This window comes from Thioalkalivibrio sp. ALE10 (assembly GCF_000381385.1).
Taxonomy (GTDB): domain Bacteria; phylum Pseudomonadota; class Gammaproteobacteria; order Ectothiorhodospirales; family Ectothiorhodospiraceae; genus Thioalkalivibrio.
The window spans coordinates 251,283-277,935 of the sequence record NZ_KB906452.1 but is presented as its reverse complement, the minus strand read 5'-3'; the positions used below and the strand labels follow the sequence as shown (position 1 = coordinate 277,935).

General features: G+C 69.7%; 22 protein-coding genes. 9 read left to right on the top strand and 13 right to left on the bottom strand.

What is annotated here, in order from left to right:
* Position 1 precedes the first annotated feature (1 nt).
* The 4 genes from F788_RS0107795 to F788_RS0107780 all read left to right on the top strand — a co-directional run bounded on the left by F788_RS0107795 (position 2) and on the right by F788_RS0107780 (position 3,926).
* Entirely contained in the window at positions 2–586 is a 585-nt protein-coding gene (locus F788_RS0107795; protein ID WP_018870991.1) for a type 4a pilus biogenesis protein PilO, read from the top strand.
* Complete coding sequence (locus F788_RS0107790) at positions 586–1,140, top strand: pilus assembly protein PilP (RefSeq protein WP_018870990.1); 555 nt, start codon at positions 586–588, stop codon at positions 1,138–1,140. The genes F788_RS0107795 and F788_RS0107790 overlap by 1 nt, the downstream gene beginning before the upstream one ends.
* Before the next feature lie 19 nt (positions 1,141–1,159).
* Positions 1,160–3,280, top strand: coding sequence for a type IV pilus secretin PilQ (gene pilQ / locus F788_RS0107785; protein ID WP_019021739.1), 2,121 nt, complete (start codon positions 1,160–1,162; stop codon positions 3,278–3,280).
* A 100-nt stretch (positions 3,281–3,380) separates the two neighbouring features.
* Positions 3,381–3,926 (top strand): shikimate kinase, encoded by a 546-nt coding sequence (locus F788_RS0107780; protein ID WP_018870988.1) that lies wholly within the window; start codon positions 3,381–3,383, stop codon positions 3,924–3,926.
* 12 nt (positions 3,927–3,938) lie between these two features.
* On the opposite strand, the gene F788_RS0107775 is transcribed toward F788_RS0107780, so the two are convergent.
* Both F788_RS0107775 and F788_RS0107770 read right to left on the bottom strand, forming a co-directional pair.
* Positions 3,939–4,379 carry a nuclear transport factor 2 family protein gene (locus F788_RS0107775; RefSeq protein ID WP_019021740.1) on the bottom strand — a complete coding sequence of 147 codons (441 nt, stop codon included), beginning with the start codon at positions 4,377–4,379 and terminating at the stop codon, positions 3,939–3,941.
* Positions 4,379–4,789, bottom strand: coding sequence for a nuclear transport factor 2 family protein (locus tag F788_RS0107770; protein ID WP_019021741.1), 411 nt, complete (start codon positions 4,787–4,789; stop codon positions 4,379–4,381). The genes F788_RS0107775 and F788_RS0107770 overlap by 1 nt, the downstream gene beginning before the upstream one ends.
* Positions 4,790–5,016: 227 nt before the next feature.
* Here F788_RS0107770 and F788_RS0107765 point away from each other — a divergent pair, with 227 nt between their 5' ends.
* Complete coding sequence (locus tag F788_RS0107765; protein WP_019589797.1) at positions 5,017–5,910, top strand: PfkB family carbohydrate kinase; 894 nt, start codon at positions 5,017–5,019, stop codon at positions 5,908–5,910.
* A 59-nt stretch (positions 5,911–5,969) separates the two neighbouring features.
* Here the strand turns inward: F788_RS0107765 and F788_RS0107760 are convergent, their stop codons facing one another.
* From F788_RS0107760 to F788_RS0107745, 4 genes are all read right to left on the bottom strand, one after another.
* On the bottom strand, positions 5,970–10,700 hold the full coding sequence (locus tag F788_RS0107760; RefSeq protein WP_019589796.1) for a DEAD/DEAH box helicase: 4,731 nt from the start codon (positions 10,698–10,700) through the stop codon (positions 5,970–5,972).
* A 283-nt stretch (positions 10,701–10,983) separates the two neighbouring features.
* On the bottom strand, positions 10,984–11,292 hold the full coding sequence (locus tag F788_RS0107755) for a hypothetical protein (protein WP_019589795.1): 309 nt from the start codon (positions 11,290–11,292) through the stop codon (positions 10,984–10,986).
* 64 nt (positions 11,293–11,356) lie between these two features.
* A complete protein-coding gene (locus F788_RS0107750) occupies positions 11,357–12,544 on the bottom strand; it encodes an alkaline phosphatase family protein (RefSeq protein WP_019589794.1) in 1,188 nt (395 codons plus the stop codon).
* Entirely contained in the window at positions 12,544–12,867 is a 324-nt protein-coding gene (locus F788_RS0107745) for a BolA family transcriptional regulator (protein WP_018870981.1), read from the bottom strand. Before F788_RS0107745 ends, F788_RS0107750 begins: the two co-directional genes overlap by 1 nt.
* Positions 12,868–13,100: 233 nt before the next feature.
* Here F788_RS0107745 and F788_RS0107740 point away from each other — a divergent pair, with 233 nt between their 5' ends.
* Positions 13,101–13,952: a type II secretion system F family protein gene (locus F788_RS0107740; protein ID WP_026332742.1), complete on the top strand. Its 852-nt coding sequence runs from the start codon at positions 13,101–13,103 to the stop codon at positions 13,950–13,952.
* 19 nt (positions 13,953–13,971) lie between these two features.
* On the opposite strand, the gene F788_RS0107735 is transcribed toward F788_RS0107740, so the two are convergent.
* Positions 13,972–14,526, bottom strand: a complete 555-nt coding sequence (locus F788_RS0107735; protein ID WP_018870979.1) for a glycine cleavage system protein R — start codon at positions 14,524–14,526, stop codon at positions 13,972–13,974.
* Between the two features lie 134 nt (positions 14,527–14,660).
* Between F788_RS0107735 and F788_RS0107730 the strand changes: the two genes are divergently transcribed.
* Together F788_RS0107730 and F788_RS0107725 are read left to right on the top strand one after the other, a co-directional pair.
* A complete protein-coding gene (locus F788_RS0107730; protein WP_019589792.1) occupies positions 14,661–17,297 on the top strand; it encodes a PEP/pyruvate-binding domain-containing protein in 2,637 nt (878 codons plus the stop codon).
* A 58-nt stretch (positions 17,298–17,355) separates the two neighbouring features.
* Positions 17,356–17,817 carry a UPF0158 family protein gene (locus tag F788_RS0107725; protein ID WP_019589791.1) on the top strand — a complete coding sequence of 154 codons (462 nt, stop codon included), beginning with the start codon at positions 17,356–17,358 and terminating at the stop codon, positions 17,815–17,817.
* A 102-nt stretch (positions 17,818–17,919) separates the two neighbouring features.
* On the opposite strand, the gene F788_RS0107720 is transcribed toward F788_RS0107725, so the two are convergent.
* From F788_RS0107720 to F788_RS0107710, 3 genes are all read right to left on the bottom strand, one after another.
* Positions 17,920–18,690: an SDR family oxidoreductase gene (locus tag F788_RS0107720; protein WP_018870976.1), complete on the bottom strand. Its 771-nt coding sequence runs from the start codon at positions 18,688–18,690 to the stop codon at positions 17,920–17,922.
* A 50-nt stretch (positions 18,691–18,740) separates the two neighbouring features.
* Complete coding sequence (gene rhuM / locus F788_RS0107715) at positions 18,741–19,754, bottom strand: RhuM family protein (RefSeq protein ID WP_019589790.1); 1,014 nt, start codon at positions 19,752–19,754, stop codon at positions 18,741–18,743.
* A gap of 93 nt (positions 19,755–19,847) precedes the next feature.
* On the bottom strand, positions 19,848–20,669 hold the full coding sequence (locus F788_RS0107710; RefSeq protein ID WP_019589789.1) for a TatD family hydrolase: 822 nt from the start codon (positions 20,667–20,669) through the stop codon (positions 19,848–19,850).
* A gap of 431 nt (positions 20,670–21,100) precedes the next feature.
* Between F788_RS0107710 and pepN the strand changes: the two genes are divergently transcribed.
* Positions 21,101–23,740, top strand: coding sequence for an aminopeptidase N (gene pepN, locus F788_RS0107705; protein WP_019589788.1), 2,640 nt, complete (start codon positions 21,101–21,103; stop codon positions 23,738–23,740).
* Positions 23,741–23,868: 128 nt separating this feature from the next.
* Here the strand turns inward: pepN and F788_RS0107700 are convergent, their stop codons facing one another.
* From F788_RS0107700 to hemL, 3 genes are read right to left on the bottom strand one after another with little or no spacing between them, the layout of a single operon-like run.
* Positions 23,869–24,693: a sulfite exporter TauE/SafE family protein gene (locus tag F788_RS0107700; protein WP_019589787.1), complete on the bottom strand. Its 825-nt coding sequence runs from the start codon at positions 24,691–24,693 to the stop codon at positions 23,869–23,871.
* A 22-nt stretch (positions 24,694–24,715) separates the two neighbouring features.
* On the bottom strand, positions 24,716–25,255 hold the full coding sequence (locus F788_RS0107695; RefSeq protein ID WP_019589786.1) for a hypothetical protein: 540 nt from the start codon (positions 25,253–25,255) through the stop codon (positions 24,716–24,718).
* A gap of 27 nt (positions 25,256–25,282) precedes the next feature.
* Entirely contained in the window at positions 25,283–26,566 is a 1,284-nt protein-coding gene (gene hemL / locus F788_RS0107690) for a glutamate-1-semialdehyde 2,1-aminomutase (protein WP_019589785.1), read from the bottom strand.
* Between the last annotated feature and the right edge of the window lie 87 nt (positions 26,567–26,653).

The window sequence follows — 26,653 nt, the reverse complement described above, 5'->3', positions numbered from 1 at the left end:
AATGGACCTGAAGAACCTCAACGAGATCGATTTCAACAACATTGGCGAGGCACCCTGGATCGTCAAGGGGGTGATCCTCCTGGTGATCATCGCCGTGATTCTGGGCCTCACCTACTATTTCGTGATCGACGACCAGCTCAGCGAACTTGAACGGGCGGAGCGCGAGGAGCAGCAGCTGCGTGACGAGTTCGAGGAGAAGCAGCAGCGTGCGGCCAACCTCGACGATTACCGCGAACAGCTCGCGGAAATGGAAGACATGTTCGTGGAGCTGCTGGAGCTGTTGCCGACCAGCGCGGAGATCCCCAGCCTGCTGGTGGATGTGTCGCAGACAGCGCTGCAGACCGGTCTGGAAATCGAGCTGTTCGAGCCGCGTTCCCATCGCGAACGGGATTTCTATGCCGAGGTGCCGATCCGGCTGCGGCTGCGGGGCGACTACGAGGAACTGGCCGAATTCGTCAGCGGCGTCTCCTCGATGCCCCGCGTGGTCACCATGCACGACATGCGCATCCGACGCGCGGGTGACTCGGACTTTGATCTGGTCATGAACGCCGAGGCGCGAACCTACCGCTATCTGGAGGACAACTGATGAGTCGGATCTCCGTCAGCCCCCGGGTACGGATCCTGGCGGTCGCCGTGCTGGGCGCGGGCCTGCTGGGTGGCTGCGCCCAGGACAAGAGTGACCTGCACAACTATATCGCCGAGGTCCACGAACGGCCGGGTTCGGGCATCGAACCGATCCCGACGCTCGAGCCCCACGAGCCCTACCTGTATCCGGGACATACCCGTTCACCGTTTGACTCCAGCGTGATCGAGCAACCTCAGATCGCGGAGGACGAGGGCGAGCCGGGCGATGCCGAAATCGACCCGGACCGGCCGCGGGAATACCTGGAAAGCTACCCGCTGGATTCGCTGTCCATGGTCGGCACCCTGGAACGCGACAACATGCGCTATGCCCTGGTACGGACTCCGGACCGCTCGGTGCAGCAGGTCACGGTAGGCAACTGGATGGGTCAGAACCACGGCCAGATCGTCGAAATCACGCCCACCCGCATCGAGCTGGTGGAAGTGGTTCCGGACGCCTTCGGCGGGCACATTGAGCGCGATAATTCCATCGCCTTGCAGCGGGCCGAAGATCGGTAGGATCCCGGGAGAGACAAACATGGAAATGACATATCGGCACAATGCCGGCAACAGCAACAGGGGGCTGAACATGGGATCTTCCATGCGCGCACTGGCGGGCTCCGCGATGGCGGGCCTGCTGTTCATGGCGTCCCAGGGCGTTTCCGCCCAGGAACTGGAGGATATCCGGGCGGCCAGTATTGGCGGTGATCGGGTACAGGTAAACCTGCAGTTTTCGGATACCCCGCCCGAGGACATCCGCGCCTTCGCGATTGATTCGCCGCCGCGGATCGCCTTCGACCTGCCGGATGCCGGCAGCGTGATGAGCGACCGTCGCAAGGAATTCAACGTGGGGCCCCTGCTGGAGGCCACCGCGGTGGAATCGGGCGATCGTACCCGGGTGGTGCTCGGACTGACGCAGCCCTCCGAGTATCAGACGCGGGTGGATGGCAACAACTTCATCGTGACCCTCGGGCGCGGCGTGACCGAAGCCGACGCGCAGGACGAGGCCGTGGCCGAGCGCGTCGGCGAACCCGAGCCGCGGACGACCCGTTCCGCGCGTCCGGTTGAACTCACCGACATCGATTTCCGTCGTGGCGACCAGGGCGAGGGGCGTGTCGAGGTGGGGCTGTCACGCAGTGGTGGTGCCATCGATGTGCGTGAACAGGCCGGCCGTATCGAAATCCAGTTCGACCGGGCTGCCATCGACGAGTCGATGGAGCGGCGGCTGAACGTGGTCGACTTCGCCACCCCGGTGCAAACCATCGACACGGTCGCCGAGGGCGACCGGGTCCGCATGGAAGTGGCCACCGAGGGAGAGTACGAGGTCGTCTCCTACCAGAGCGACCGGCAGTACGTGCTGGAGGTGGCGCCGATCACCGAGGCGGAGCGTCAGGCGCGGGAAGAGGAAGAGCGCGAGTTTACCGGCGAGCGCCTGTCCCTGAACTTCCAGGACATCGAGGTCCGCTCGGTCCTGCAGCTGCTGGCCGACTTTACCGACCTGAACATCGTCGTCAGCGACGACGTGGACGGCAACATCACCCTGCGGCTGAACAACGTGCCCTGGGATCAGGCGCTGGATATCATCATGCAGTCCCGCGGGCTGGACAAGCGCATGGAGGGCAACGTGCTGTTCGTGGGGCCGGCGGAGCAGATCGCCGCCCGTGAGCGGCAGCGGATGGAGGCCGAACGCGACCGTCAGGAACTGGAACCGCTGCGCACCGAGTTCGTGCAGATCAATTTCGCGCAGGCGGGCCAGATCGCCGAGCTGATCCGGGGCGAGGAAGACCGCTTCCTCTCCGAACGCGGCAGCATGACGGTCGACAGCCGGACCAACACGCTGCTGGTCCAGGATACCCAGCGCCGGATCGAGGATATCCGCGAACTGGTGCGGAACCTGGACGTGCAGGTGCAGCAGGTGCTGGTGGAGACCCGCATCGTGATCGCGGAAGACAGCTTCAATCGCGATCTCGGGGCGCGTTTCGGGGTGACCGGCACGCGGACTCGCGGTGATACCTCGGCGGCCGGTACGGGCTCGCTTACGGGCGCAGATCAGGCGCGAGGCGGCAGCCCGGACGACGCGGCTCTGGCCAATCGCCTCGGCTCTTCCCTCCCGGCCGACGCGGCCAACGCGGGCGAGTTCGGGTTCAGTATCCTGCGTCGTGGTCTGCTGCTGGACCTGGAGCTGTCGGCGCTGCAGGCCGAGGGTCGCGGCGAGATTATCTCCTCGCCGCGAGTGGTGACCACCAATGGTCAGCCGGCCGTGATCGAACAGGGCCAGGACATCCCGATCATCGTGCAGGACGAGGCGGGCAACCCCAATACCGAGCTGGTCGAAGCCTACCTCTCCACCGAGGTGACGCCGCAGATCACGCCGAACGGCAACGTGATCATGGACATCCGCGTGACCAAGGATGAACCGGGCGACGTGGTCTTCGACGACGTCACCATCAACCGCCGCGCCGTGGAGACCCAGGTGTTCGTGGGCGACGGTGAAACGGTGGTCCTGGGTGGCGTCTACGAAATCGACAGCAGCGAACAGGTCCGCGAAGTCCCGTTCCTGGCGGACATCCCGTTCCTCGGCAACTTCTTCCGTAACCGGGCGAGTTCCGAGCAGAAGGCGGAGCTGCTGATCTTCGTCACGCCACGCGTGCTGGACTGAACCCGCCCGGGCCCTGGCGGCCCGCCGGTGGGTGACAGCGAACCCGGGATCCACGGATCCCGGGGTTTTTTTTGCTCCGGAGTCCCGGTAGCCTGCCCGCATGCAGAATATTGTCCTGGTGGGCCCGATGGGGGCCGGCAAGAGCACGATCGGGCGGGGGCTGGCGGGACTTTTGCGCCGGGCGTTCCATGATACCGATGACGAGATCCGCAAGCGTACCGGGGTGGATATCCCGACCATCTTCGAATTCGAAGGCGAGGAGGGCTTCCGGCGGCGCGAGACTGCGGTCCTGGATGCACTGCTGGAGAAGGACGGGATCATCCTGGCGACCGGGGGCGGGATCGTGGAGCGGCCGGAGAACCGGGAACGGCTGAAAGACGCCTTCGTGATCTATCTGCGGGTGCCGGTGGAAGAGCAGTTCCGCCGGACCCGGCGCAGCCGCAACCGGCCGCTGCTGAACCAGGCGGAGGATCCGAGGGCCCGACTGCAGGCGCTGTTCGAGCGGCGGGACCCGCTGTACCAGCAGGTTGCGGACATGGTCCTGGAGGGCCGCGGGCGCCGGGTGCGGGATGCGGTCAACGGGGTGTGCTCGGCGCTGCAGATGAAGCGTCCGGACCTGTGCGAGCCGCGCGCGGGGTCGGAGTAGCCCGCGCGGTGATCAGTGCCGGGTCTGGGTGCCGCCGCCGGCCACGAACATGCCTTCGGGGCTGGGGTCCGCGCGTCGCCCGTGAGACGCGTGGTGAAACGCCAGCCGCCAGCCGCCGTCGACGCGCCGCCAGGTCTGGCTGATCAGGATGGTGCCCGTGGGTGCCACGTCGCCCGGCCGGGTGATGGCTTCCTCGATCACCATGCCGAGGCTGTCGTCGGTCTCGAACCGGCCGACGATGCGCGGTTCGATGCCGATGTTGAGTTCGCGCGAGAACACCAGCAGCCAGCTTTCCATCACTTCGGCGGTGCCGCGGTGCGCCCGGGGGCTGCCCGGATGGATGCACACGATGTCGGGGCGGTCGGCCCACAGATCCATCATGTGTTCGATGTCCGCCTCGCGGAACGCCCGGTAGTAGGCGTCCATGCAGGCCTCGACCGCGTCGCCGGCCATCAGTGCACGCTCCGGCGGTTCCAGCGCGAGCGGGTGGTGGGATCGGGGCTGGCATGGTGCAGCACCATGCGCCAGCTCCGGCCGTCAAAACGGTAGGCGTTGGTGGCCAGGACCACGCCGCGCAGGTCTCCACCCATGTACAGGTGTTCGTGCAGCACGTGGGTGACCAGGTCGCTGCCACCGAGCACGGTGAGGCCGGAGCGGCGTATGACGGTGTCTTCCATGCTGGCGAGAATGTCGTCCCAGCTGTCCATGACCAGTTCGATCCCCTGCAGGCGCTCGCCGCCGGGGTGGATGCAGACGCAGTCGGGCGTGTCCTGCCAGACCGCACGCATGGCTTCCGGATCACCGGCTTCGAACGCGCCGTAGAATGCCTCTTCGGCGGCTTCGGGGGAGGAAAATTTCGCCATGGCCGTCCTGTCCTTTGTCCAGATGATCACGAACGCTCCGCGAACGCGGGGGCGGGCTCCTTGTGCCGGATTCTTTCAGTCCCCGGTCCGCGCGGCGAATTCTGCCAGTATCCGCACCGTTGGGGATACGGGAATCCGGCGGCGGCGCTGGTCGCGGGGCGGGCGGAACGTCACAATGGCGCCCCAGCGGTTTCGTTTCCCTGAATCCTCCGACTGGAGTCCCGCCCATGGCGCGCATACTGACGACCGGCATCGTCACCCTCGATCACGTGCTGGATGTCGACACTTATCCTGCCGAGGACGCCGAGGTGCGTGCGGCCGCCAGCCGCACCCGGCCCGGTGGCAACGCCACGAACACCGCCGCGCTGCTGGCACAGTTCGGGCACCGGCCGGAACTGGCCGCGGTGGTGGCGGACGGGGCCGCCGGTGACGACCTGATCCGGCGTCTGCGCGAGCGCGGGATCCACGACCGCCATCTGGTCCGCCGGCCGGGGGCGACGCCGACCTCGCATATCCTGCGCGCCCGCGACACGGGTTCGCGCACCATCGTGCATCACCGGGATCTCCCGGAACTGGCGGCGGAGGACCTGCACGGCGTCGCCTGGGAGGAATACGACTGGTTGCATTTCGAGGGGCGCAACCCGGAGGTCCTGGCCCGGGTGCTGGCCACGGTGCGCGACTGCGTGTACGACGCCCCGGTCTCGCTGGAGCTGGAGAAGCCCCGCGACGGGCTGGAGGCCTGCATCGCGTTCGCCGACATCCTGATGGTCTCGCGCGACTGGGCGCAGGCGCGGGCTGAGGGCCTCGGTATTGGCGACGAGCCGGCGGCGGCCTGCGAGGCGGCCCTGCGGGCCCTGATGGAGGAACACCCGGAGGCCATCATCACCGTCACCGGCGGCCTCGCCGGTGCCTGGATCGGGTTCCGCGGCCGCGTGGAGCACTGCGCGCCGACGCCCGGTCTTACGGTGATCGACAGCGTGGGCGCCGGGGACGCCTTCAACGCCGGGCTGATCGACGCCATCGCCTCCGGGGAGCCGCCGGAGCGTGCCCTGGTCGCCGCGGTGCGTCTGGCCGAACGCAAGCTGGCGCAGGACGGCCTCGAAGGGCTGGCCCGGGCCTGACGCCGGGGCTGGTTCGGACCCGATCCGGGTCGAGCCGCGGCCTCCCCGGTCCTGCGGGATCATCGCACCGGCCGGGTCGGCTCCAGCCGCAGCCCGCGCACCTCGCCACGGGCCCCGGCGGTCTGCAGGGATTCGGCCCATGGCGACTGGCGGGCGGGCTGGCCGTTGATCTGTTCCACGGTGATGCCCCGGCGGCGTGGCAGCCAGGGCCCGGCCATCAGCCCGCGCAAAGCACCGACGATGCGGTGTTCCCAGTCGGCCGGCTCGATGCGCGTGACATCGGCCGGCCAGATGAACAGCTGTCGCCCGGAGGCCGTGAGGTAGATCGCCGGACGCCCGTCCACCAGCGCGACCAGCGCCCCGGCGACGCGACGCAGCCGCCGCTGCGCACCCGGGGGCGGCTCGGGCCAGGCGAGCAGCGAGCCCCAGGGCTGGGCCGGATCCACGGCCGCCAGCCAGCACGCCTCGTCGGCTTCACTGGCACCCGGCCCGCTGCCCTCCAGCGAACGCAGGCGGTCGACCACGCCGGCGCGCGCAAACTGGGCCCCCGTCAGTCCCTCGACGAAATGCCCGCGTCGCAGCTTGCCGGCGTCCTCCATGGCGCGGCACACGGGATAGATGCGCCCGAACCCGCCCGGCGACTCCTCCGCCCGCGCCATCTCGCGACTGACCACGCCGTAGCGCGCGAGCAGCACCTCGGTGCGGTCGCGGGCGCGTTCGGTGATCTCGATGGTCGGGTCCACCAGATCGCCCACCCGCGACCAGCGTCCGCCGGCGATGCCCGTCTGCCCCCGACCCGGACCCCTGCCGGCACCCCGTCCGGCGCCACGTCCGGGCCCCCGGCGGCCGCGCGTCGCGGCGGATCCCCCGCGCTGGCCGAGTCCCCGCAGCGGGGCCACCGTGTCGTTGGTGATCAGGCCGGACCACACGCAGTCCCACAGCGCCGCCTCGATGGCGGCCGCCGGGGCCTCGGGTACGGCCTCGCGCGCCGCGCGCTCCAGCTCCATGTAGAAACAGGCCCCGCGCCGGTCGAGGGCATCCAGGATCGCGCGCCTCAGGCGGGCCTCGCTGTCGCCGTTACTCCCGGAATCGCCGTCCTCGGCCGATGCGTCCGGGCACGCGTCCGTGTCGGGCGCTGCGGCCGCTGGTTCCAGCAGCGCCCCGGCGCGTTCCCGGCGCAGGAACATCACCCGCCCGTCGCGCTGGCCCAGCGCCCCGCAGCCGACCCAGACGAAGGCCCCGGTGGCCGTGGCCAGGTCCAGTTGTTCCAGCGAAAAGTCCTGCAGCCGCATCGGCAGCACCTGTCCGGTCCAGGCCGACCAGGGCAGGGCGATGCCCTCCAGCTGCGCCAGCACCTCGTGCAGGGCCTCGGTCCCGCGCCCCGGTTCGGTAACCCCCTGCCACTGCGGCAGGAAACGCCCCAGGGTGCCGGCGTCCACCGCGGCGGCCTCCTCGCGCAGCTGCGCGAGGGTGCGGCGCTTGAGCCGGCGCAGCGCGTCGGTATCGCACCATTCCTCGCCGTGGCCGCCGGGCCGGATCGCCCCGCGCAGCAGGCGCCCGGCCGCTTCCAGCGCCTCCAGTACCGGGCGCACGGCGGCCTCCGGCAACCCGTAGCGGGAGGCGGGCTGCTCCGCGCGGAACGGGCCGCGATTGCGGGCGTAGCGGATCAGCAGCTGTTCCAGCGGCCGCGCCGGCGCTTGCAGAAAGCCGCCCGGCAGACCCGGCGGCGGCACCACGCCCGCTGCATCGCGGTACAGTGCGGCGTCCTCCGCCGCGATCCAGCGCGGCTCGCCGCCGATGTTCACGCGTACCGCCCGCAGCCCCTCCTGCAGCTGCTGCAGCCACGGCCCGGGAGGCGCCTCGCAGGACGCGGCCAGCTCCGCCTCGCTGCGGTCGCCGAGGCGGCGCAGCAGGTCGTGCAGTTCGTCCGGGTCGGTGGCGCGGGTACCCGGCACGGTACGGGCCAGTTCGGCCTCCAGCGCTGCCAGCGCCCCGGGGTCGATCAGCTCGCGCAGTTCGGCCTGGCCCAGCAGTTCCGCCAGCATCCCGCGGTCCAGGGTCAGCGCCTGCGCCTTGCGTTCGGCCACCGGGGCATCCTGCTCGTAGATCCACGCCGCCACCCATGCCGAGACCAGGCTGCGGGCGAATGGCGAGGCGCGCGGCGTCTCCACCTCGTGCACCCGGATCTCGCGCTGCTGTACGCGCCCCAGCAGGTCGCGCAGGGCCTCCATGTCGAACACGTCCGCCAGCAGCTGGCGGTAGGTCTCGAGCACCACGGGGAACTGCGCATGCTGCTGCACCGTGGCCAGCAGCTGCTGGGCCTTCAGGCGCTGGGCCCACAGCGGGGTACGCTGTCCGGGACGGTTGCGTACCAGCAGCAGGGCACGGGCGGCGTTTTCGCGGAACAGCGCGGCGAAGCGGCTGGAGCCGGCCGCCTCGCGGGTGACGAGTTCCTCCACCGTGTCCGGGTCGGGAAACAGCGTCGCCGGATCCGGCAGATCCTCGCGATCCGCCAGCCGCAGCACGATGCCGTCGTCGGTGTACATCACCTGGGCCTCGCCCTCGGCGCTGACGCTCAGCTCCGCCTGCAGGGCCATGGCCCACGGGGCGTGCACCCGCGCGCCGAACGGTGACAGGATGCACACCCGCCAGTCGCCCAGTTCGTCCCGGAAGCGTTCCACCACGATGCGCCGGTCGGAGGGTACCGCGCCGGCGGCCTCCATCTGCTCGCCGATGTACTCCGCGAGCTCGTCGGCGGCGGCCGGCGACAGCGGCGCGTTGCGGCAGAGCCAGTCGCTGCGCGCGGCCGGCTCCAGCCGCGCCAGGGTCTCCGCGGTGGCGCCGATGGCGCGCCCCAGTTCCACCGGACGGCCGGGGCCGTCGCCGTGCCAGAACGGCAGCTTGCCGGCCTCGCCGGGGGCGGGCGAGACCAGCACGCGATCGCGGGTGATCGCCTCCACGTGCCAGGTGCTCGCGCCCAGGGTCAGGTTCTCGCCGGTCTTCAGCTCGAAGACCATCTCCTCGTCCAGTTCGCCGATGCGCGGGCCGCCTTCGCCGGCATGCACCGCGTACAGCCCGCGATCGGGGATGGTTCCGGCGTTCAGGCGGGCGGCCATGGCCGCGCCGCGCCGCGGGGTCAGCTCGTCGCGCGCGCGGTCCCAGGCCAGCCACGGGCGCAGATCCGCCAGTTCGGTCCCGGGCAGGTTGCCGGCGAGCATGTCCAGGGTGGCCTCCAGCAGGCCGCGGCCGAGATCGCGCCATGGTGCGGCCCGGGTGACCAGGGCGTGCAGCTCGTCCACCGTGCAAGGCCGCTCGCAGACCATGGCCACCAGCTGCTGGGCCAGTACGTCCAGCGGGCGACGGGGCATCTGCAGGGGTTCCAGCGCCCCGGCGTGCATGCGCTGGCCGATCACCGCGCATTCCAGCAGATCGCCGCGATAGCGCGGCAGCATCAGCGAGCGCGACACCTGGCCGACCCCGTGGCCGGCGCGTCCGGCCCGCTGCAGCCCGCGCGACACCGCACCCGGTGACTCGACCATGACCACCAGGTCCACGGCCCCCATGTCGATGCCCAGCTCCAGCGAGCTGGTGGCGATGATCCCGCGCAGGTGGCCGGTCTTCAGCCGGCCCTCGATCTCGGCCCGCCGGCCATGCGATACGCTGCCGTGGTGGGCGGCGACCAGGTCCTCCGGGTTGTCTTCGTCGCAGCGTTCCCGCCATGCCTCGTTGATGCGCTGCACCAGGCGTTCGCACAGGCCGCGGCTGTTGACGAACACGATGGTCGAACGATGCGCGAGGATGGCCTCCAGCAGGCGCGGCTCCAGACTGGCGGCGCGCCCGCCCTGCGGTCCGGTGACCGGCGGGCCCGGCGGGCTGCCCGTTGCCTGCCGGCCCGCGCCCTGCTGCCAGGCCTGGCCCAGCAGCGAGCCGCCCGCGATCGGCGGCGCTGCGGAGCGGGTTTTATCGTCGGTTTCGTTCGGGTCCGCGCCCGGAGTCCCGGGGTCGGACGCGGACGCCGTCTCCTCCGGAGTGACGATCTCCAGATCCAGCCGCGGCGGTTCGGCGGCATCCACGACCTCCACCTCGCGGTCGCCGCCGAGGAACTGTTGTGCGACCTCGACCGGATGCACCGTGGCGGACAGGCCGATGCGCTGCGGATCCCGCGCGCAGCGTTCGCTCAGGCGTTCCAGCGACAGCGCCAGATGGGCCCCGCGCTTGCTGCCGGCCAGGGCATGCACCTCGTCGACGATTACCGTGTCCACCGTCTCCAGGGTTGCGCCGGCGCGCGAACCCAGCAGGAGGTAAAGCGATTCCGGGGTGGTGACCAGGATGTCGCCCGGTTCGCGTGCCTGACGCCGCCGCTCCGTCTGCGGCGTGTCGCCGGTGCGGATGTCCACGCGCGGGGTGGCGACGGGCCGGCCCTGGCGTGCGGCGGTATGGGTGATCCCGGTCAGCGGCGCGCGCAGGTTGCGTTCCACGTCGGCCGCGAGCGCCTTCAGCGGCGAGACATACAGCACGCGGTAGCCGGGCGTGATTTCGGCTCCGGTGCACTCCGGATCCGGGGCCCATTCCCGGGCCGATTCCGGGGGCGATTCCGGGGGCTGTTCCTCCATCCGCCGATCCAGCGCATCGAGGAACGCCGCCAGGGTCTTGCCGCTGCCGGTGGGGGCGATCAGCAGGGCATGCCGGCCCTCGCGGATGACCGGCCAGCCGGTGCTCTGGATCGCGGTGGGGGTGCCCAGGGCCTCCCGGAACCAGGCATCGGTCGCCGGCCCGAAGGGCGTGGTCATCGAGCGGTGTTTCCCCAGGGAAACACCGATCAATGTACACGCTCGCGTTGGCACCCCAGGTTTTCCGAGACAAGGCGCGGTGCGCAGCCGGTAGTGGTTCTACCGGCAAGGGCCGCAACGCAGGATCGGGGAACCTGGGGTGCCAACCCCGCAGGGGCTCGGCCGCTTTTGCGCGCGCACGGCGTTGCGACTCCCTTGTGCAGAATGCTGCACGGCAGTCGCCGCGCCTTGTTCGCACGCAAAAGCGACTCGAGCGCGAACGTGGACATTGATCGGCGTTTCCCTAGGCGTGGCCGACGGTGGTGTCGGTGCTGGCGTGGAAGTACTCGCTGTCGTGGGCCAGTTCGTCGACCAGCTCGTGCAGCATGGCCAGGCGGCTCTCGGCATCGGAGAACGGCGAGCACTCCTCGCAGCGCACGTCGCCGCAGGGCTGGCGGCTGTACAGCCAGAAGTGCACCGCGCCGGCCAGCAGACCGTCGGCGACATCGCCGGTGTCGACCGCGTCACCGTCCTCGGCAAGGCGGTTGGCCAGGTCGATCAGGCGGCGCGCGGCGTTGTTGTAGCTCTCTTCGGGGCTGTCGGTCTCGTTCATCTTGTATCGGGCTCGCGTTGGCGTTGGGGCCCGGGAGATCATCTCCGCGGGTCCGCGCCCCAGTTTACCGGGAATTGGCCAGCGACCGAAGGAACAGCGGGATGCGGCGTTCCTCGGGCGAGAGCCCGCCGTGTGCGCCGCGGAAGAACGGGCCTTCGTCATCGGCCGGCGGGTCCACCAGGTAGGCGTCGGCCGCGGGCAGGAGGAGATAGTCACCGGCGCGGGCCCGCAGCTCCGGGTGTTCCGGTCCGGGGCCGAGGGTGGGAGCCGGGGTGTCGCCGGCCATCCAGGCCTCGCGCGGCAGCAGGGCGATATCGTCGCCGAAGGCCTGCGCGACGGCGGCCTCGAACGCGGCCTCGCGGCCTTCGCGCACATGGGCCAGCGCGGCGCGCGGTTCGCCGGTCAGGCGGTGCCGCAGGCAGTCCTGCACCGCCGGGGCCTCGCGCAGGTCGAGGCGGCGTTCTACCGGACGCATGCCGTGGTCGGCGGTGGTCAGCATCACCGCGTCGGTCCCGGCGAGCTGGGCGCAGGTGGCGGTGTAGGCGAGATCCAGCTGCTTCAGGTGCCGCTCCACCTCGGGGCTTTCGGGACCGTATTCGTGGCCGAGGTGATCCAGCTCCGACCAGTAGACGTAGGTGAAATGCGGCCCCGGATGCGCGCGTACATGGGCGGCCACGCGCGCCGGCAGGTCGCTGATGCCGTCGAAGCCGACAAACCCCGCACCCTCGCTCATCATCCGGTTGTAGGGGGCGTGGCCGATCCACTTCGGGCCGATGAAGGTGCTGGGGCATCCGAGGCGGTCGATGATCCGGTCCGGCTGCACCCGGGCGGCGAGTTCGCGATGGTCCAGCCGCGCGGGCTGGTCGTCGGCGCCGCGCTCCTCCGCCATCAGCACCGTCAGGGTGCGCGCTGGTTCGGCCAGCCGGGTGTGCCAGCCCAGCAGGCCGTGGTGCGCCGGGTGCCGGCCGGTAAGGATGCTGGTGATCGCGGTGGCCGTGGTGCTGGGGAACACCGTCTCCAGCGTGGCGTGGTGGTCGGCCTGCATCAGCGGGGTGTGCCGGCGGTAATCCTCGGCGAAGCCGTCGATCAGCCACAGCACCACGTGGGTATTCGGGCCCAGGGCCGGGTCGAGCTCCGCCAGGGCACCGGCATGTGCCGGGGCGCCGGGGGTCAGGGCCGCCTCGACGCGGCCCAGCAGGTCCATCAGCCCCGGCCCGTCATGGCGGGCGCGCAGGCTCTCGGCGACGGACATCAGGCCTTCGCGCCGCCGTCACCGCCCTCGCACGGGGGTGAATCGGCCACCTTGCCCGCGCGCTCGAACCACTGATCCGGGTCCAGGGTATGCAGTGCCAGCGCGTGGATCCCGCCGGCGAGTTCGTCCGCCAGGGTGCGGTTGACCATGCGATGGCGCGCCACCAGCTTCTGGTCACGGAAGGCCTCGGAGACGATGGTGACCTTGAAATGTGATTCCGAGCCCGGCGGCACGTTGTGCATGTGGCTTTCGTTCTCTACCGCCAGATGCACCGGCTCGAACTCCGCCTCCAGTTTGGCGGTGATCTGTTCCTGCATGCTCATGGGAGACTCCTGTTCAGACTCGGCGTGAGGAAGATAGCCCACCAGTCTGCCCGGACAGGCATGGATGTCCAGATCCGCCGCCCGCGGGGCGGGCGTTTCCCAAGGGATGACGCAGCACGGTGGAGGGTTATACTGAGCGGCTTGTTTCTGCTGCCGGGAGCCTTTGATGATACCTGTGATACGTGACACGTGGTCGGGGGTCGACCGGCTGGTTGTGGCCTCTTGCCGCTGAAATGAAACGCGTGCAGCACCTCGACGAGCTGGCAACCCTGCTGGAGGCAGGGGTCGACTGGCAGCGGGCCAGCGGGGTGGTGGGCCTGCCCGCCGGCCGCGCCGACCCGGTGCGCGCGCTGGAGACGGCCGGCTGGATCCGTCCCGAAGAGCGGCCGCTGCTGAAGGCCCTGAAGGTTGCCGGGCGGCTGGACCGGGCCCTGCGACTGCTGGCCGACCGGCTGCATCGCGAGGAGAACACCGAACGACGGATCCGTGCCGGATTGCTGCTGCCGGCGCTGCTCTGGGTGGTGGCGCTGGTGCTCGCGCCCCTGCCGGCGCTGTTCCGGGGCGTGCTGGATGGCCCCGGTTACCTGTTCGCCGTGCTTCAGCCGCTGGTGGTGACCGGGTTGCTGGTCTGGGCCGCGTTTCGTTTCTGGCGTCCGCTGCTGCAGGTGTGGCAGCGCTGGTGGCTGCGGCCCGGGCGCCTGCCCGGGGCCGACCGGCGGCAGGCGCTGTTGCAGGATCTGGGTCTGGTTCTCGGGGCCGGTGTGCCGGCGGATCAGGCCCTGCAGGGCCTGGCCGCGGCGGAAACCGGCGAACTCCGGCGGCGGCTGAACACGGCGGCGACGGCCTGTGCGGAGGGGCTGCCGTTGGTGGAGGCGCTGCGACGCGAGGCCTTGCTGGACCCCGACCGCGAACCCGGGCTGCTGTCCTCCGGCGAGGCGGCCGGCCGTCTGCCCTCGGTGCTGCAGTACCGCGCCCGCGAGCTGGACGGGCATCTGGCCCTGCGTCGCGAGATCGTGGCCGAATGGCTGCCGCGCGGAGTGTACCTGCTGGTGCTGGTCTACATCGGCTACTGGCTGGTGGTCTGAATCACCCGGGATGGCCTGTTCAGGGGGTTTCCGCCGTTTCGGCCTCCGGATCGCGGAGTTCGAGATCGACCATCAGCTCGTTGGCCAGGGCTTCCAGATCGTCCTGCAGGGAGTGCAGGTCCACGCCTTCGGGCACCCCGAGGCGGGCGCGGGCACGGAACATCGGCTCGCCGGTCATCGAGGCCGGCTCGACGGCCGTGTCCAGGTTCTCCACGCCCACGCCGTGACGCGACAGCACGGCGGTGATGTCCTGCACGATACCGGGCCGGTCGTGCCCCATCAGGTCCAGCAGCACCTTGTGCCGCGCGGGGACGGGCTCCGGCACCGGCAGGTCGTCGCCCCGCTGGATGTGGATCTGCAGACCCTCGCCTTCCAGCTCCCGCAGCGCGGTCTCCAGGGCGTCGACGCCTGCGGTGTCGGCCTCCAGCATCACCACCCCTGCGAACTGCCCGGCCAGCTGCGCCATGCGGCTCTCCAGCCAGTTACCGCCGGCCTCGTGCGCACGGGCCGCCACCTTGCTGACCAGCCCCGGGCGATCCGGACCGATCAGTGTGAGAATTACCGAAGTCTTCATGGTCGATCTCCTGTCTTCTGGCGCCGCAGCGGGTCCTCCATCGTACGGCAAGTCCGGGCTGGCGGGTATCGTGGTGCCGGGGCAGGGCGAACGTGTACATTGAGCCGGATTTCCCCGGGCCGCACGGGCGCACCATGACCATCGATCCGCAGGCGCAGCAGGAAGCCATCTCCACCGGGCTGGAAGGCCTGGACCGGGTGCTCGACGGGCTGCGCATCGGCGATAACGTGGTCTGGCGGGTCGACGACATCGAGGATTATCGGCGCTTCGTCGAGCCGTTCGTGGCGGCGGCCCGTGCCCAGGACCGCTCCATCATCTATCTGCGCTTCGGCTCCCACCCGCCGCTGGTGGAGGCCGGTCCGGGGATCGAAGTGGTGGCCATCGACGCCCTGCGCGGCTTCGAGCCGTTCACCCGCCACGTCTTCCGCCTGGTCACCGAGTACGGCCGCGGCGCGTTCTATCTGTGCGACTGCCTGTCGGATCTGCTGGATGCCTGGGCCACCGATCACATGGTGGGCAACTTCTTCCGCGCCATCTGCCCGTACCTGTACGAGATGGACACGGTGGCCTGGTTCGCGCTGCATCCGCACAGCCATTCGCATACCACGCTGTCGCGCATCCGCGAGACCACGCAGGTGCTGATCGACGTGCGCCGCGCCGGCGACGCGGTGCACGTGCAGCCGGTGAAGGTGTGGCAGCGTAGCTCGCCGACCATGTTCCTGCCGCACCGCCAGTGCGGCACGCAGTTCGAGCCGGTGGTGGACAGCAGCGAAGCCACGCGGCTGCAGGCCCTGTTGGAGGAACAGCGCCCCGGCCAGCAGCACGGGCGGCAGCTGCTGGACTACTGGGACCGCCTGTTCCTCGCCGCCTCCGACGTGCTGGCGGAGGGGACGCCGGCGGTCGACCGCGCCCGGGTACAGGACGAGATCCTGCGGGTGCTGATCGGCCGCGACGAGCGCATGCTGGAACTGGCGCGGCGCCACCTCGGTCTGGAGGAGCTGCTGGCGATCCGCAGCCGCATGGTCGGCAGCGGCTACATCGGCGGCAAGGCCGCGGGCATGTTGCTGGCGCGGCGCATCCTGCTGGCGCAGGACCCGCAGCGCTGGGGGCGGGTGCTGGAGCCCCACGACTCGCACTTCATCGGCGCGGACGTGTACTACGCCTATCTGGTGCACAACGGCTGGTGGCCGCGGCTGATGCGCCAGCGCACCGCGGAGGGCTATTTCGACGAGGCGCACGGCCTGCGCGAGGACATGCTGCACGGCGAGATCCCGCCGGAGGTGCGCCGCGAGCTGGAGCGGGTGCTCGACCACTACGGGCAGTACCCGATCCTGGTGCGCTCCAGCAGCCTGCTGGAAGACGGCTTCGGCAACGCCTTTGCCGGCAAGTACGAGAGCGTGTTCTGCGTGAACCAGGGCAGTCCGGGCGAGCGTCTGGCGCAGCTGGAGGACGCCATCCGCCGGGTCTATGCCTCGACCATGAGCGACGACGCGCTGAGCTATCGCCACCAGCGCGGCCTGATGGATCAGGAAGAACCCATGGCGCTGCTGCTGCAGCGGGTCAACGGCCGCTACCACGGGCGCTATTACCTGCCGGAGGCCGCCGGGGTCGGGGTCTCGTGGAACACCTTCGTCTGGGACGGCGCGCTGGATCCGTCCGCCGGGATGCTGCGCCTGGTGCTGGGGCTGGGTACCCGCGCGGTCGACCGGGTCGCGCGCGACCATGCCTGCGTGGTCGCGCTGGACCGGCCCGAGCGGCGGCCGTTTCACAGCCGGGACGAGTTGTACCGCTACTCGCAGCACGCCGCCGATGTGCTCGACATCGAGGCCAACCGCGAGGCTGCCGTCCCCGTCCAGCAACTGGCCGGGACCGCACCGGACCTGCCGCTGAACCTGCTCGGCGAGATCGACCGCGAGGCCGGCCGCCGCGCCCGCGAGCAGGGGCGCGACGAGCGCCTGTGGCGGGTGACCTTCACCCCGCTGCTGCAGCGCACCGGCTTCGCCCCGCTGATGCGCGACCTGCTCAAGACCCTGGAGGCCGCCTATGCCCACCCGGTGGACGTCGAGTTCACCGTGCATCTCGACGCCGACGGCAACGCCGGCGTGAACCTGGTGCAGTGCCGGCCGCTCGCCACCCTGGGCAGCGACCGGCCGGTGGAACTGCCGGACGGGGTTGACCCGCAGCGCCTGTTTTTCGCCAGTGACGGCCGCTTCATGGGCGGCAATCTGGACCTCGCCATCGATCGCGTCATCCGCGTGGACGGCGCACGCTACGCCGTGTTGCCCCGCCCGCAGAAATACGCCGTGGCCCGCCTGGTCGGTGCCCTCAACCGCCAGTACGCCCGTCCCGAAGACTGTGCCACGCTCCTGGTCGGCCCCGGCCGCTGGGGCACCAGCACCCCCGAACTGGGCGTGCCCGTGCGCTTCGCCGACATCGACCGCGTGCGCATGCTGGTGGAGGTAGCCGACTCCGACGCCGGCATCGTCCCCGACCTCTCGTTCGGCAGCCACTTCTTCCAGGACCTGGTGGAGGCGCGGATCGCCTACGCCGCGCTGTTCCCCGCCGAACCGGGCTGCGAGTACCACCCCGCCTGGCTCGACGGGTGCCCCGCGCACACGCCCGAGGTCGATCCAGAAGTCGCCCTCGGCGAGCCCGTGGACCCCGCCGTACGCGCCACCGTGCAGGTCCACGACACCCGCAACGCCGCCCTGCGGGTGGTCGCCGATGTGGTGCAGCAGCGCCTGCTCGCCTGTCAGCCCGGCAACCGCTAAAATCCGCTGCGGCCCGTCGCGTGAAGACGATGTGGACTGCTGTGCAGAGGAGGTCGCGATGCCGCTCCCGGTGGTGTTGAAGGACGTCCTGGAACAGATGGATCCGCTAACGGATGGCTGGCAGACCTATGTCCACCGGGCGACCGGTGAGGTGGTGGGCTTCAGCGATGAAGACGAGATCCTGGCCGAGGAAGATCCGGAGGAGCTTCCGGAGTGGCAGCAGGAGGTGCTGCAGACGGTACGGGCCGTACATGTTTCGGATGACTATGTGCGGCTTCCCGACCAGTTCGACTTTGACGAGTACGGGGTGATGGATCAGTTCTGCCGTCTGCAGGAAGATCCGGACCTGCGCTCCGAACTGCTGGAGGCCATCCGGGGTCGCGGTGCGTTCCGCCGGTTCAAGGACCTGATCCATGACAGGGGGATCGACCAGGACTGGTATGCCTGTCGCGACCAGGCGCTGAAAGCGTTTCTCGCCGATTTTTTCGAGGCGGAGGGTATCCCTTTCGTCGACGAGTAGGCGCAGGCCTCGCACTGTCCGGGAAAGGGTTTGCGGAAGGGTCTCCCGTTCCGCGGCGGAGCCGGTGCGTGATGTGTGGCGGCCAGTGGCGATCCAGGGGCGTTAGTCGTGGTAGAGCATGCGCCGGGTCATGCCGCCGTCGGCGGTCCAGATCTGGCCGGTGACGAAGCCGGAATCCGGGCCGAGCAGGAAGGCGGTGAGGGCGGCGATGTCGCCGGGCTGGCCGACGCGCCCGGCCGGGTGCTGGGTGTGGTCCTGTGCGGACAGCGGCTCGGCCTGTTGCTGATCGGGGTTGCGGGTGTCGATCCAGCCGGGTCGGATGGCGTTGACGCGGACCTCCGGGCCGGCGCTGACGGCCAGGGCATGGGTGAAGGCGTCCAGTCCGCCCTTGCTCGCGGCGTAGGCCTCGGTGTCCGGCTCGGACTGCAGGGCGCGGGTGGAGCTGATGTTGACGATGGCGCCCCGGCGGCGGCGCAGCAGGGGCAGGGCGTGCTTGGCGAGCAGAAAGGCGCCGGTGAGGTTGGTATCCAGCCAGCGCTGCCAGTCGGTCAGCTCCAGTCTCTCCAGAGGCCCGGAGTGCGGGTCGCTGATGCCGGCGTTGTTCACCAGGGCATCCAGGCCGCCGTGCCATTCCTCCGTGCGCCGCATCGCCTCGCGGACCTGTTCCTCGTCGCGGACATCCAGCGCGATGGCGCGGGCGGCGGAGCCCAGGCGCGTGGCGGCCTGTTCGCATTCGGGGCCGTCGATATCGGCCAGCACCACCTGCCAGCCATCCCGCACCAGGCGCTCGGCGATCCCGAGCCCGATCCCGCGCGCCGCGCCGGTGACCAGCGCGACCCGCGAGTGACTTTGATGGGGAGTGTGCTCAGACATGGATTGTCACGGGTGAGCCTTGCTGCCCACGGTTGGCGCGGCGACGTGGGTCATGCGGGTTCGGTCTCGTGCGCGAGCATGTTCATGATCAGGCGGATCATCGTTTCCTTGTTCTCGGGGTCGGATTCCGCCACCAGCAGGGTCAGGGCGGCCAGGCCTACATCGTTGATCACGGGCTCGCCGGCTGGGTTGATGAGGCGGTGATTGCGATGCAGGAAGTCGACGAACAGGTAGGCGGCACTGCGCTTGTTGCCGTCGGAGAACGGGTGGTTCTTGATCACGAAGTACAGCAGGTGAGCAGCTTTGGACTCTACCGTGGGGTAGGCCGGTTCGCCGAATACGGACTGGTCCAGGTTGCCCAGTAGCGACTCGAAGCCGTCGCCGCGCTCCTGGGCGAAGAGTTCGGTTGCCTGTTTCTTTGCGACAAGGTCTTTCTTGAGCGTGGCGAGGGCGCCGCGCGCCTCTTCGGGGGTTGGAAGTGTGCCTCCGGTTTCGGCTCCGGGTTCGGTCAGCAGACCTTCGTCGTAGCGCTGCAGCAGCAGGAAGGTCTGGGCGTAGCGGGTCACGATGTCGACCAGTCCGCGACCGGCTTCGACGCCCAGTTCCGGGCTGCGGGCGGTACGGCGCACCAGCTCCAGTGCGGCTTCCAGCTCCCGGGCGTTGGTCTCGAAGCGCTGGCGGTTGAGGGTCCAGCCGCGGGTCAGGTGTTCGCGCAGTACGCGAGTGGCCCATTGGCGGAAGCGCACAGCACGGCGGGAGTTGACCCGGTAGCCGACCGAGATGATGGCGTCGAGGTTGTAGTGCCTGATGCGTCGTGAGACCTGGCGAGCGCCTTCCTGTCGAAGTACCGAGGAATCCTCGGTAGTTGACGGTTCATCGAGTTCGTCGTCTTTGTAGATGTTCTTCAGATGCAGACCGACGTTGTCGGTTGAGGTGTCGAAGAGCTCGGCCATCTGCCGCTGCGTCAACCAAACGGTATCGCGTCCGGTGTCCAGTCGGACTTCCACGATGTGGTCGGCATCATCTTCGTAGATGACGATCGGGGTTTCGTCTTCCCGGGTCATGTCGGCTCCTCTTCCTTGAGGGGTTGCTGTTTTATAGCTTGTTCCTGGCTGTGTTTCCTGTCACCAGCTGGCCGGGTGGATGCTCTCACCGTATTACTCGCCTGATGCCGGCGGAAGGTTGTAGAAGGCTCGGGCGGTCGCGGTGGTGTGGGCGGCGAGTTCTTCGGTGGTTTCGTCGCGCAGCTGGGCCACGAATTCGCCGATGTGGGGGAGGAAGGCGGGCTCGTTGCGCCGGCCGTTGCCGATCTTCTTGCCGGTGCCCTTGGGCAGGGTGCGCGGCAGGAGGTAGGGGGCGTCGGTCTCGATCATCAGGCGACCGCGCGGGATGGTCGGCACCAGCGGGTGCAGGTGCTTGCCGCGGCGCTCGTCGCAGACCCACCCGGTGATGCCGATGTGGCAGTCGAGGTCGAGGTATTCGGCCAGGGCGTCGGCCTCGCCGGTGAAGCAGTGCACCACGGCGGCCGGCACCTTGTCGCGCCAGCGGCGCAGGATCTGCGCGAAGTCGTGGTGGGCGTCGCGTTCGTGCAGGAACACCGGCAGGCCGAGGTCGGCGGCCAGCTCCAGCTGGGCCTCGAAGGCGATGCGCTGCTGCGGCCGTGGCGAGTGATCGCGGTTGTAGTCCAGCCCCATCTCGCCCATGGCGACCACGTTTTCGTCCGCGCGGGCAAGGTCACTGAACCGGGCGGCGATCGCGTCGGTCCACTGCTTTGCCAGGTGCGGATGCACGCCCAGGGTGGCGCGGCAGCACTCCGGGTACTGGTCGGCGATCTCCAGGCATTTCTCGCTCTGGTGGGCGTCGGCGCCGGTGATCAGCATCCAGGACACGCCGGCCTCGCGCGCGCGTTCGAGCACCTCGTCGCGTTCCTTGTTGAAGGATTCGTGGGTAAGGTTGAAGCAGATATCGATCCATTCCATGCGCGGTATGCTAACGGATTGGACGCACAGTGCCAGTTCCCCGGCTCCGTCATTGCGAGGCGCCGAAGGCGGTGAAGCAATCTCCTGCGGCTGGAAGTGCGGTGGGTTCGAGGGCTCCGGTGGTTTCGGGCCGGCAGATTGCTTCGTCGCTGCGCTCCTCGCAATGACGGGGAGCGGGGCGCAATGACGGGGGATGCAGTCGGGCTTCGCAATGACGGGCGAAAGAAACACTGTCATCGCGAGGAGCGTAGCGACGTGGCACAAAAGCGCGAAGCGCGTTGAACGGCCGCAGGCCGGCCCGGAGGGCGAGCGCAGCGAGTAACCTCTGTGAGGAGCCCCGGCGTTGCAATGACGGCACCGGCGTCCGGGTATGGGCCGGGGCAGCGGCGGCGTGTTAAACCTTTGGCAATGTTTTTGATCTGGAGTCTCGAATGCGTGATGCGAACCCCCAGCCGGTCTATCTGAGCGAGTACCAGTCGCCGGCGTTCGAGGTGGAGAACCTGGAGCTGGATTTCGATCTGGCGGCGGCGACCACCGAGGTGACGACGCGCATGGCGGTGCGCCGCAATCCGCAGGCGGCGGAGCCGGGGGCGCCGCTGCGGCTGTACGGGGATGGCGTGGAGCTGGTGTCGCTGACGGTGGATGGCGCCGAGCCGGGCGAGGGCATGCTGGAAGAAGACGCCGACGGCCTGCTGCTGCACGGCCTGCCGGAGGCGGCGCGGCTGGAGATCGTCAGCCGCTGTCACCCGGAGCAGAACACCGCGCTGGAAGGCCTGTACGCTTCGAGCGGCAACCTGTGCACCCAGTGCGAGCCGGAGGGCTTTCGCCGCATCACCTTCTTCCCCGATCGCCCGGATGTGCTGACCACCTACCGCGTGCGCCTGGAGGCGGACCGGTCGCAGTACCCGGTGCTGCTGGCCAACGGCAACCGCGTGGAGGCCGGCGAGCTGGACGGCGGGCGCCACTACGCGGTGTGGGAGGACCCGTTCCCCAAGCCGTCGTACCTGTTCGCGCTGGTTGCCGGCGATCTGGCCTGTCAGCGCGACGCCTTCACCACCATGTCCGGGCGCGAGGTGGCGCTGGAGCTGTATGTGGAGGCGCACAACGCCGATCGCTGCGATCACGCACTGGCCTCGCTGAAGCGCGCGATGCGCTATGACGAGGAGGCCTTCGGCCGCGAATACGATCTGGACGTGTACATGATCGTCGCGGTGGACGACTTCAACATGGGGGCGATGGAGAACAAGGGGCTGAACCTTTTCAACGCCAAGTTCGTGCTGGCCAGTCCCGACACCGCCACCGACGACGACTTCGTCGCCATCGAGTCGGTGATCGCCCACGAGTATTTCCACAACTGGTCGGGCAACCGCGTGACCTGCCGCGACTGGTTCCAGCTGTCGTTGAAGGAAGGGCTCACCGTCTTCCGCGACCAGGAATTCACCACCGACTGCACGCTGTTCGGGGTCAAGCGCATCGACGATGTCTCGCTGCTGCGTGCCCATCAGTTCCCCGAGGACGCCGGTCCGCTGGCGCACCCGGTGCGCCCGGATCACTACGCCGAGATCAACAACTTCTACACCCTGACGGTGTACGAGAAGGGCGCGGAGCTGATCCGCATGCTGCGCACCCTGATCGGGGGCGAGACGTTCCGCCGCGGGCTGGATGTCTACTTCGAGCGCTTCGACGGTCAGGCGGTCACCACCGACGACTTCGTGGCCGTGATGGCCGAGGTCAGCGGGCGCGACCTCACCGCATTCAAGCGCTGGTACACCCAGGCCGGCACCCCGCACGTGACCGCCGCCACCGCGCAGGATGGTTCCACCGGCGAGTTCCGCATCAGCCTGGGGCAGTACACCCCGCCGACGCCGGGTCAGGAACACAAGGAGCCGGTGGTCATCCCGGTGCGGGTGGCGATGCTGGATGGAGACGGGCGGCGCATCCGCGGGCGCCTGGAGGGCGGCCCGGAACAGGATGAATGGGTGCTGGAGCTCGACCGCTCCGATCGGAGTTTCCATTTCGACGAACTCTCGGCGACCCCGCAGGCCGTGTCCTGGCTGCGCGGCTTTTCCGCGCCGGTGATCCTGGAGGCCAACCAGAGCGCGACGACCCTCGCCCACCTGCTGGCCCATGACGACGATGCCTTCAGCCGCTGGGAGGCGGCGCAGACCCTGATGCGGCGCGCGATCCGGGCGCGCATCGAGGATGACGCCGCCGACCCGGTGCTGGAGGCGGAGATCCAGCACGCCCTGGCGGCCCTGCTGGAGGATCCGGCGATCGAGCCCGTGCTGCTGGCCACGATCCTCCAGCTGCCGCCGCCGCGCGAGCTGGCGGAGCTGTTCGACTGCGTGGACCCGGTGCGTCTGCGCGACGAGCGTGATGCCCTGGAGGCGCGGCTGTACGCCCCGCTGGCGGACCGGCTGCGTGATCGCCAGCCGAAGCTGGACGACATCGACAACGGCGCGTTCACCGCCGATGCCATGGGGCAGCGGCGCCTGCGCAACCGCCTGCTGACACTGCGGGTGGCGGCCGGTGACGAATCCGCGGTGCCCGAGGTGCTTGAGCAGTACCGCAAGGCCCGCAGCCAGACCATGCGCATGGGGGCGTTGAACGCCATCAACGACCTGAACCATGAGGCCCGGGGCCTGCTGCTGGCCGACTTCGAGCGGCGCTACCACGACGACCCGCTGGTGCTGGACAAGTACTTCGGCCTGCAGGCGGCCAGCCAGGTGCCGGGCGGCTTCGACCGCCTGGAGTACCTGCTGCAGCATCCCGGGTTCCGCTGGTCCAACCCCAACCGCGTGCGTGCGGTGCTGGGCCCGTTCATGGCCCGCAACGAACGCCATTTCCACCAGGCCGACGGCGAGGGCTATCACCGCATTGCCGGCTTCGTGGAGAAGCTGGACAGGATGAACCCGCAGACCGCCGCGCGTCTGGTGCAGCCGCTGACCCGCTGGCGCAAGGTGGATCCGGCGCGCGGCGAGCAGATGCGTGCGGAACTCGAGCGCCTTGCCGCCCTCGAAATCTCGCGCGACCTGCGCGACGTGATCGAGCGCGCGCTGGCCGACGCCTGAATCGGTCAGAGGGCTGGCCTCCTGCAGTCCGGGGTGCCCCACCCCTTGTGGGAGCGCAGCCCCCTGCGCGATGCGGCGCGGGAGCGCCGCCCCCTGCGGTTGCGGATCCCCGCACTGCCGGGCCGGAGTCAGCGCAGAAGCATCAGCAGGCCGGCGAGGATCAGGACCCCGGCGAAGCCGCGGCGCAGCACCGCGACCGGCAGATGGTGCGCCAGCCAGACCCCGGCGCGTACGCTGATGGCGGTACCCGCGACTACCCCGGCGGTGGCCGGCAGGTAGAGATACCCCAGGCTCCATTCCGGGGTGGCCGGGTCGCCGGCGGTCCATTGCGGCAGGGCAAACAGCATGGTCGCGCCGATGGAGATGGGCACCCCGAGGGCCGCGGCCGAACCGATGGCGCGGCGCAGTTCCAGCCCCTGGCTGACCAGGAAGGGGGTGGTCAGGGTGCCGCCGCCGATCCCGATCAGTGCGGATACCGCACCGATCAGGCCGCCCCCGCCCAGCCACACGCCGCGGCGCGGGACTGGCTTGCGGGGCGGTTGAACGTTGAGCAGCATCCAGAGACCGATCGCGACCTCGAAGGCGCCGAAGATGCGCCCGAGGTGGTCGCTGTCGAGCTGGGTGGCCAGGCCGGCGCCCAGCAGGGCCCCGCCGATGATCCCCGGCAGCAGTCGGCGCACGGCCTGACCGTCCACCCCGCCACGGCGGTGGTGGGCCCGCGCCGAAAGCACCGCGGTGGGGATGATCGCCCCCAGCGACGAGCCCACCGCCAGCTGCACCAGCCCTGCCTCGGGAAAGCCCAGTACGGTGAAGACCGCGACGAACACCGGCACCAGCACCAGTCCGCCACCGATCCCGAACAGCCCGGCCGGGATGCCGGTGATCAGGCCCAGGACCACGAACAGCACGGCCAGCCCGGCGGGCGTGGCCGCCAGCGCGTCGATCAGGGGCATGGCCGGGGGCCGTCAGCGGGCGTCATGAACCGGGTTCCTCGTCGCGGCGTCCGGAGGTGGCGACCACGATGCCCCAGACGATACCCCCGAGGAACATCACCACGCCGGGGATCCCGAACAGGGCGGCACGCCGGGCGTGTTCGAGGAAGCGCACCTCGCGGAGGGTGAAGGCATGCGCGTCTTCCCTCCCTTCGGCGAGGATCGTGTACGTCCCCGGTTCCGGGAAGTGGAAGCGTCCCAGGGCCACCCGCTCGGTCTGCCCTGAGGTGTACGTCAGGGTGGCCCGCGATGACTGCAGCCGGATGGCTTCGTCCCCGTCCGGCGTCCGGGCGACGACCCGGGTTCCGTCCGGAAGTTGCTCGGGGAACTCGCGGAAGGTCCCGTCGAGGTAGGTCCGGGTGTACAGCCACAGGCGATAGTCACCGGCGCGCGGGATCTCCACCTCGGTGCTGCCCGGACCCTCGAAGTCTTTGGCCAGGCCCTGAAAGGCCCCGCTCAGCGCGACCCAGGCCAGCGCCAGAAGGGCCAGCCCGGCCACGCTCAGGGCGACAGGTCCGCGCATCGGTGCCGACCCGCCGGGGCGTGACGGTCAGGCGTCCAGCGCCTTGAAGCACTTGCGTGCGGCCTCGACGGTGGCCTCGATGTCCGCGTCGGAGTGCGCGCTGGACATGAAGCCGGCCTCGAAGGCCGAGGGCGCGAGATAGATCCCCTCTTCCAGCATCGCGTGGAAGAAGCGTCCGAAGGCCGCGGTGTCGCTGGCGGTGGTGCCGGCGAAATCGGTGACCTTCTCCTCGCTGAAGAACAGCCCGAACATGCCCGGGACCTGATTGGTGGTCAGGGCCACGCCGGCCTCGCGCGCGGCCTCCTCGAAGCCCGCGACGACCTTGCGCGTGCGTTCCTCCAGGTCCTGATGGAAGCCCGGGCGGCTGAGGATGTCCAGGGTGCGGATCCCGGCGGTCATCGCGATCGGGTTCCCGGACAGGGTACCGGCCTGATAGATCGGCCCCAGCGGGGACAGCTGCTCCATGATCTCGCGGCGGCCGCCGAAGGCGCCCACCGGCATGCCGCCGCCGATGATCTTGCCCAGGGTGGTCAGGTCCGGGGTGACGCCCAGATAGCCCTGGGCGCAGTTCGCGGACACGCGGAAACCGGTCATCACCTCGTCGAAGATCAGCACCGTGCCGTATTCGTCGCACACCTCGCGCAGGGTCTCGAGGAAGCCCGGTACCGGCGGGATGCAGTTCATGTTCCCGGCGATCGGCTCGACGATGATGCAGGCGACCTCCTCGCCCTTCTCGCGGAAGAACTCGCGCACGCCCTCGGGGTCGTTGTAGCTGAGCGTGCTGGTCAGCGCCGCCAGTTCGGCCGGCACGCCGGGCGAGCTCGGCTGGCCCAGGGTCAGGGCGCCGGAGCCGGCCTTCACCAGCAGGGAATCGCCGTGGCCGTGGTAGTTGCCCTCGAATTTCACGATGCGATCGCGGCCGGTGTAGCCGCGCGCCAGGCGGATCGCGCTCATGGTGGCCTCGGAGCCCGAGTTGGTCATGCGCACCATGTCCATGGACGGGACCAGCTCGCACATCTTCTCGGCCATCTCGCTTTCCAGCCGTGTCGGGCAGCCGAAGGACAGGCCGTTGTTGCAGGCCTCGCGCACGGCCTCGATCACCTCGGGGTGGGCGTGCCCGGCGACCATCGGGCCCCAGGAGCCGATGTAGTCGATGTAGCGCTTGCCGTCGGCATCCCACATGTAGGCGCCGTTGGCGCGGTCCATGAAGATGGGGGTCCCGCCGACGCCCTTGAAGGCGCGCACGGGGGAGTTCACGCCGCCGGGGATCCGGTTTTTGGCGGCTTCAAAGAGGCGAAGCGTTTCCTGCATGGCGGTGTCCTGTCTGCAATGGGAGTTGGGAGCGGGGTCGGGGCCGCGGCCCCGACCGTGCAACCCCGCAACCATAGCGACGGGGCG

What these genes read in the sequence shown, in the direction of transcription:
- F788_RS0107755 (WP_019589795.1), bottom strand. Translation starts at nt 11,292, where the DNA reads ATGAACGAGACCGACAGCCCCGAAGAGAGCTACAACAACGCCGCGCGC.
- F788_RS0107790 (WP_018870990.1), top strand. Translation starts at nt 586, where the DNA reads ATGAGTCGGATCTCCGTCAGCCCCCGGGTACGGATCCTGGCGGTCGCC.
- F788_RS0107695 (WP_019589786.1), bottom strand. Translation starts at nt 25,255, where the DNA reads ATGCGCGGACCTGTCGCCCTGAGCGTGGCCGGGCTGGCCCTTCTGGCG.
- F788_RS0107765 (WP_019589797.1), top strand. Translation starts at nt 5,017, where the DNA reads ATGGCGCGCATACTGACGACCGGCATCGTCACCCTCGATCACGTGCTG.
- F788_RS0107720 (WP_018870976.1), bottom strand. Translation starts at nt 18,690, where the DNA reads ATGTCTGAGCACACTCCCCATCAAAGTCACTCGCGGGTCGCGCTGGTC.
- hemL (WP_019589785.1), bottom strand. Translation starts at nt 26,566, where the DNA reads ATGCAGGAAACGCTTCGCCTCTTTGAAGCCGCCAAAAACCGGATCCCC.
- F788_RS0107700 (WP_019589787.1), bottom strand. Translation starts at nt 24,693, where the DNA reads ATGCCCCTGATCGACGCGCTGGCGGCCACGCCCGCCGGGCTGGCCGTG.
- F788_RS0107740 (WP_026332742.1), top strand. Translation starts at nt 13,101, where the DNA reads ATGAAACGCGTGCAGCACCTCGACGAGCTGGCAACCCTGCTGGAGGCA.
- rhuM (WP_019589790.1), bottom strand. Translation starts at nt 19,754, where the DNA reads ATGACCCGGGAAGACGAAACCCCGATCGTCATCTACGAAGATGATGCC.
- F788_RS0107750 (WP_019589794.1), bottom strand. Translation starts at nt 12,544, where the DNA reads ATGTCCGTCGCCGAGAGCCTGCGCGCCCGCCATGACGGGCCGGGGCTG.
- F788_RS0107770 (WP_019021741.1), bottom strand. Translation starts at nt 4,789, where the DNA reads ATGGCGAAATTTTCCTCCCCCGAAGCCGCCGAAGAGGCATTCTACGGC.
- F788_RS0107780 (WP_018870988.1), top strand. Translation starts at nt 3,381, where the DNA reads ATGCAGAATATTGTCCTGGTGGGCCCGATGGGGGCCGGCAAGAGCACG.
- F788_RS0107710 (WP_019589789.1), bottom strand. Translation starts at nt 20,669, where the DNA reads ATGGAATGGATCGATATCTGCTTCAACCTTACCCACGAATCCTTCAAC.
- F788_RS0107795 (WP_018870991.1), top strand. Translation starts at nt 2, where the DNA reads ATGGACCTGAAGAACCTCAACGAGATCGATTTCAACAACATTGGCGAG.
- F788_RS0107745 (WP_018870981.1), bottom strand. Translation starts at nt 12,867, where the DNA reads ATGAGCATGCAGGAACAGATCACCGCCAAACTGGAGGCGGAGTTCGAG.
- F788_RS0107725 (WP_019589791.1), top strand. Translation starts at nt 17,356, where the DNA reads ATGCCGCTCCCGGTGGTGTTGAAGGACGTCCTGGAACAGATGGATCCG.
- F788_RS0107775 (WP_019021740.1), bottom strand. Translation starts at nt 4,379, where the DNA reads ATGGCCGGCGACGCGGTCGAGGCCTGCATGGACGCCTACTACCGGGCG.
- pilQ (WP_019021739.1), top strand. Translation starts at nt 1,160, where the DNA reads ATGGAAATGACATATCGGCACAATGCCGGCAACAGCAACAGGGGGCTG.
- F788_RS0107760 (WP_019589796.1), bottom strand. Translation starts at nt 10,700, where the DNA reads ATGACCACGCCCTTCGGGCCGGCGACCGATGCCTGGTTCCGGGAGGCC.
- pepN (WP_019589788.1), top strand. Translation starts at nt 21,101, where the DNA reads ATGCGTGATGCGAACCCCCAGCCGGTCTATCTGAGCGAGTACCAGTCG.
- F788_RS0107735 (WP_018870979.1), bottom strand. Translation starts at nt 14,526, where the DNA reads ATGAAGACTTCGGTAATTCTCACACTGATCGGTCCGGATCGCCCGGGG.
- F788_RS0107730 (WP_019589792.1), top strand. Translation starts at nt 14,661, where the DNA reads ATGACCATCGATCCGCAGGCGCAGCAGGAAGCCATCTCCACCGGGCTG.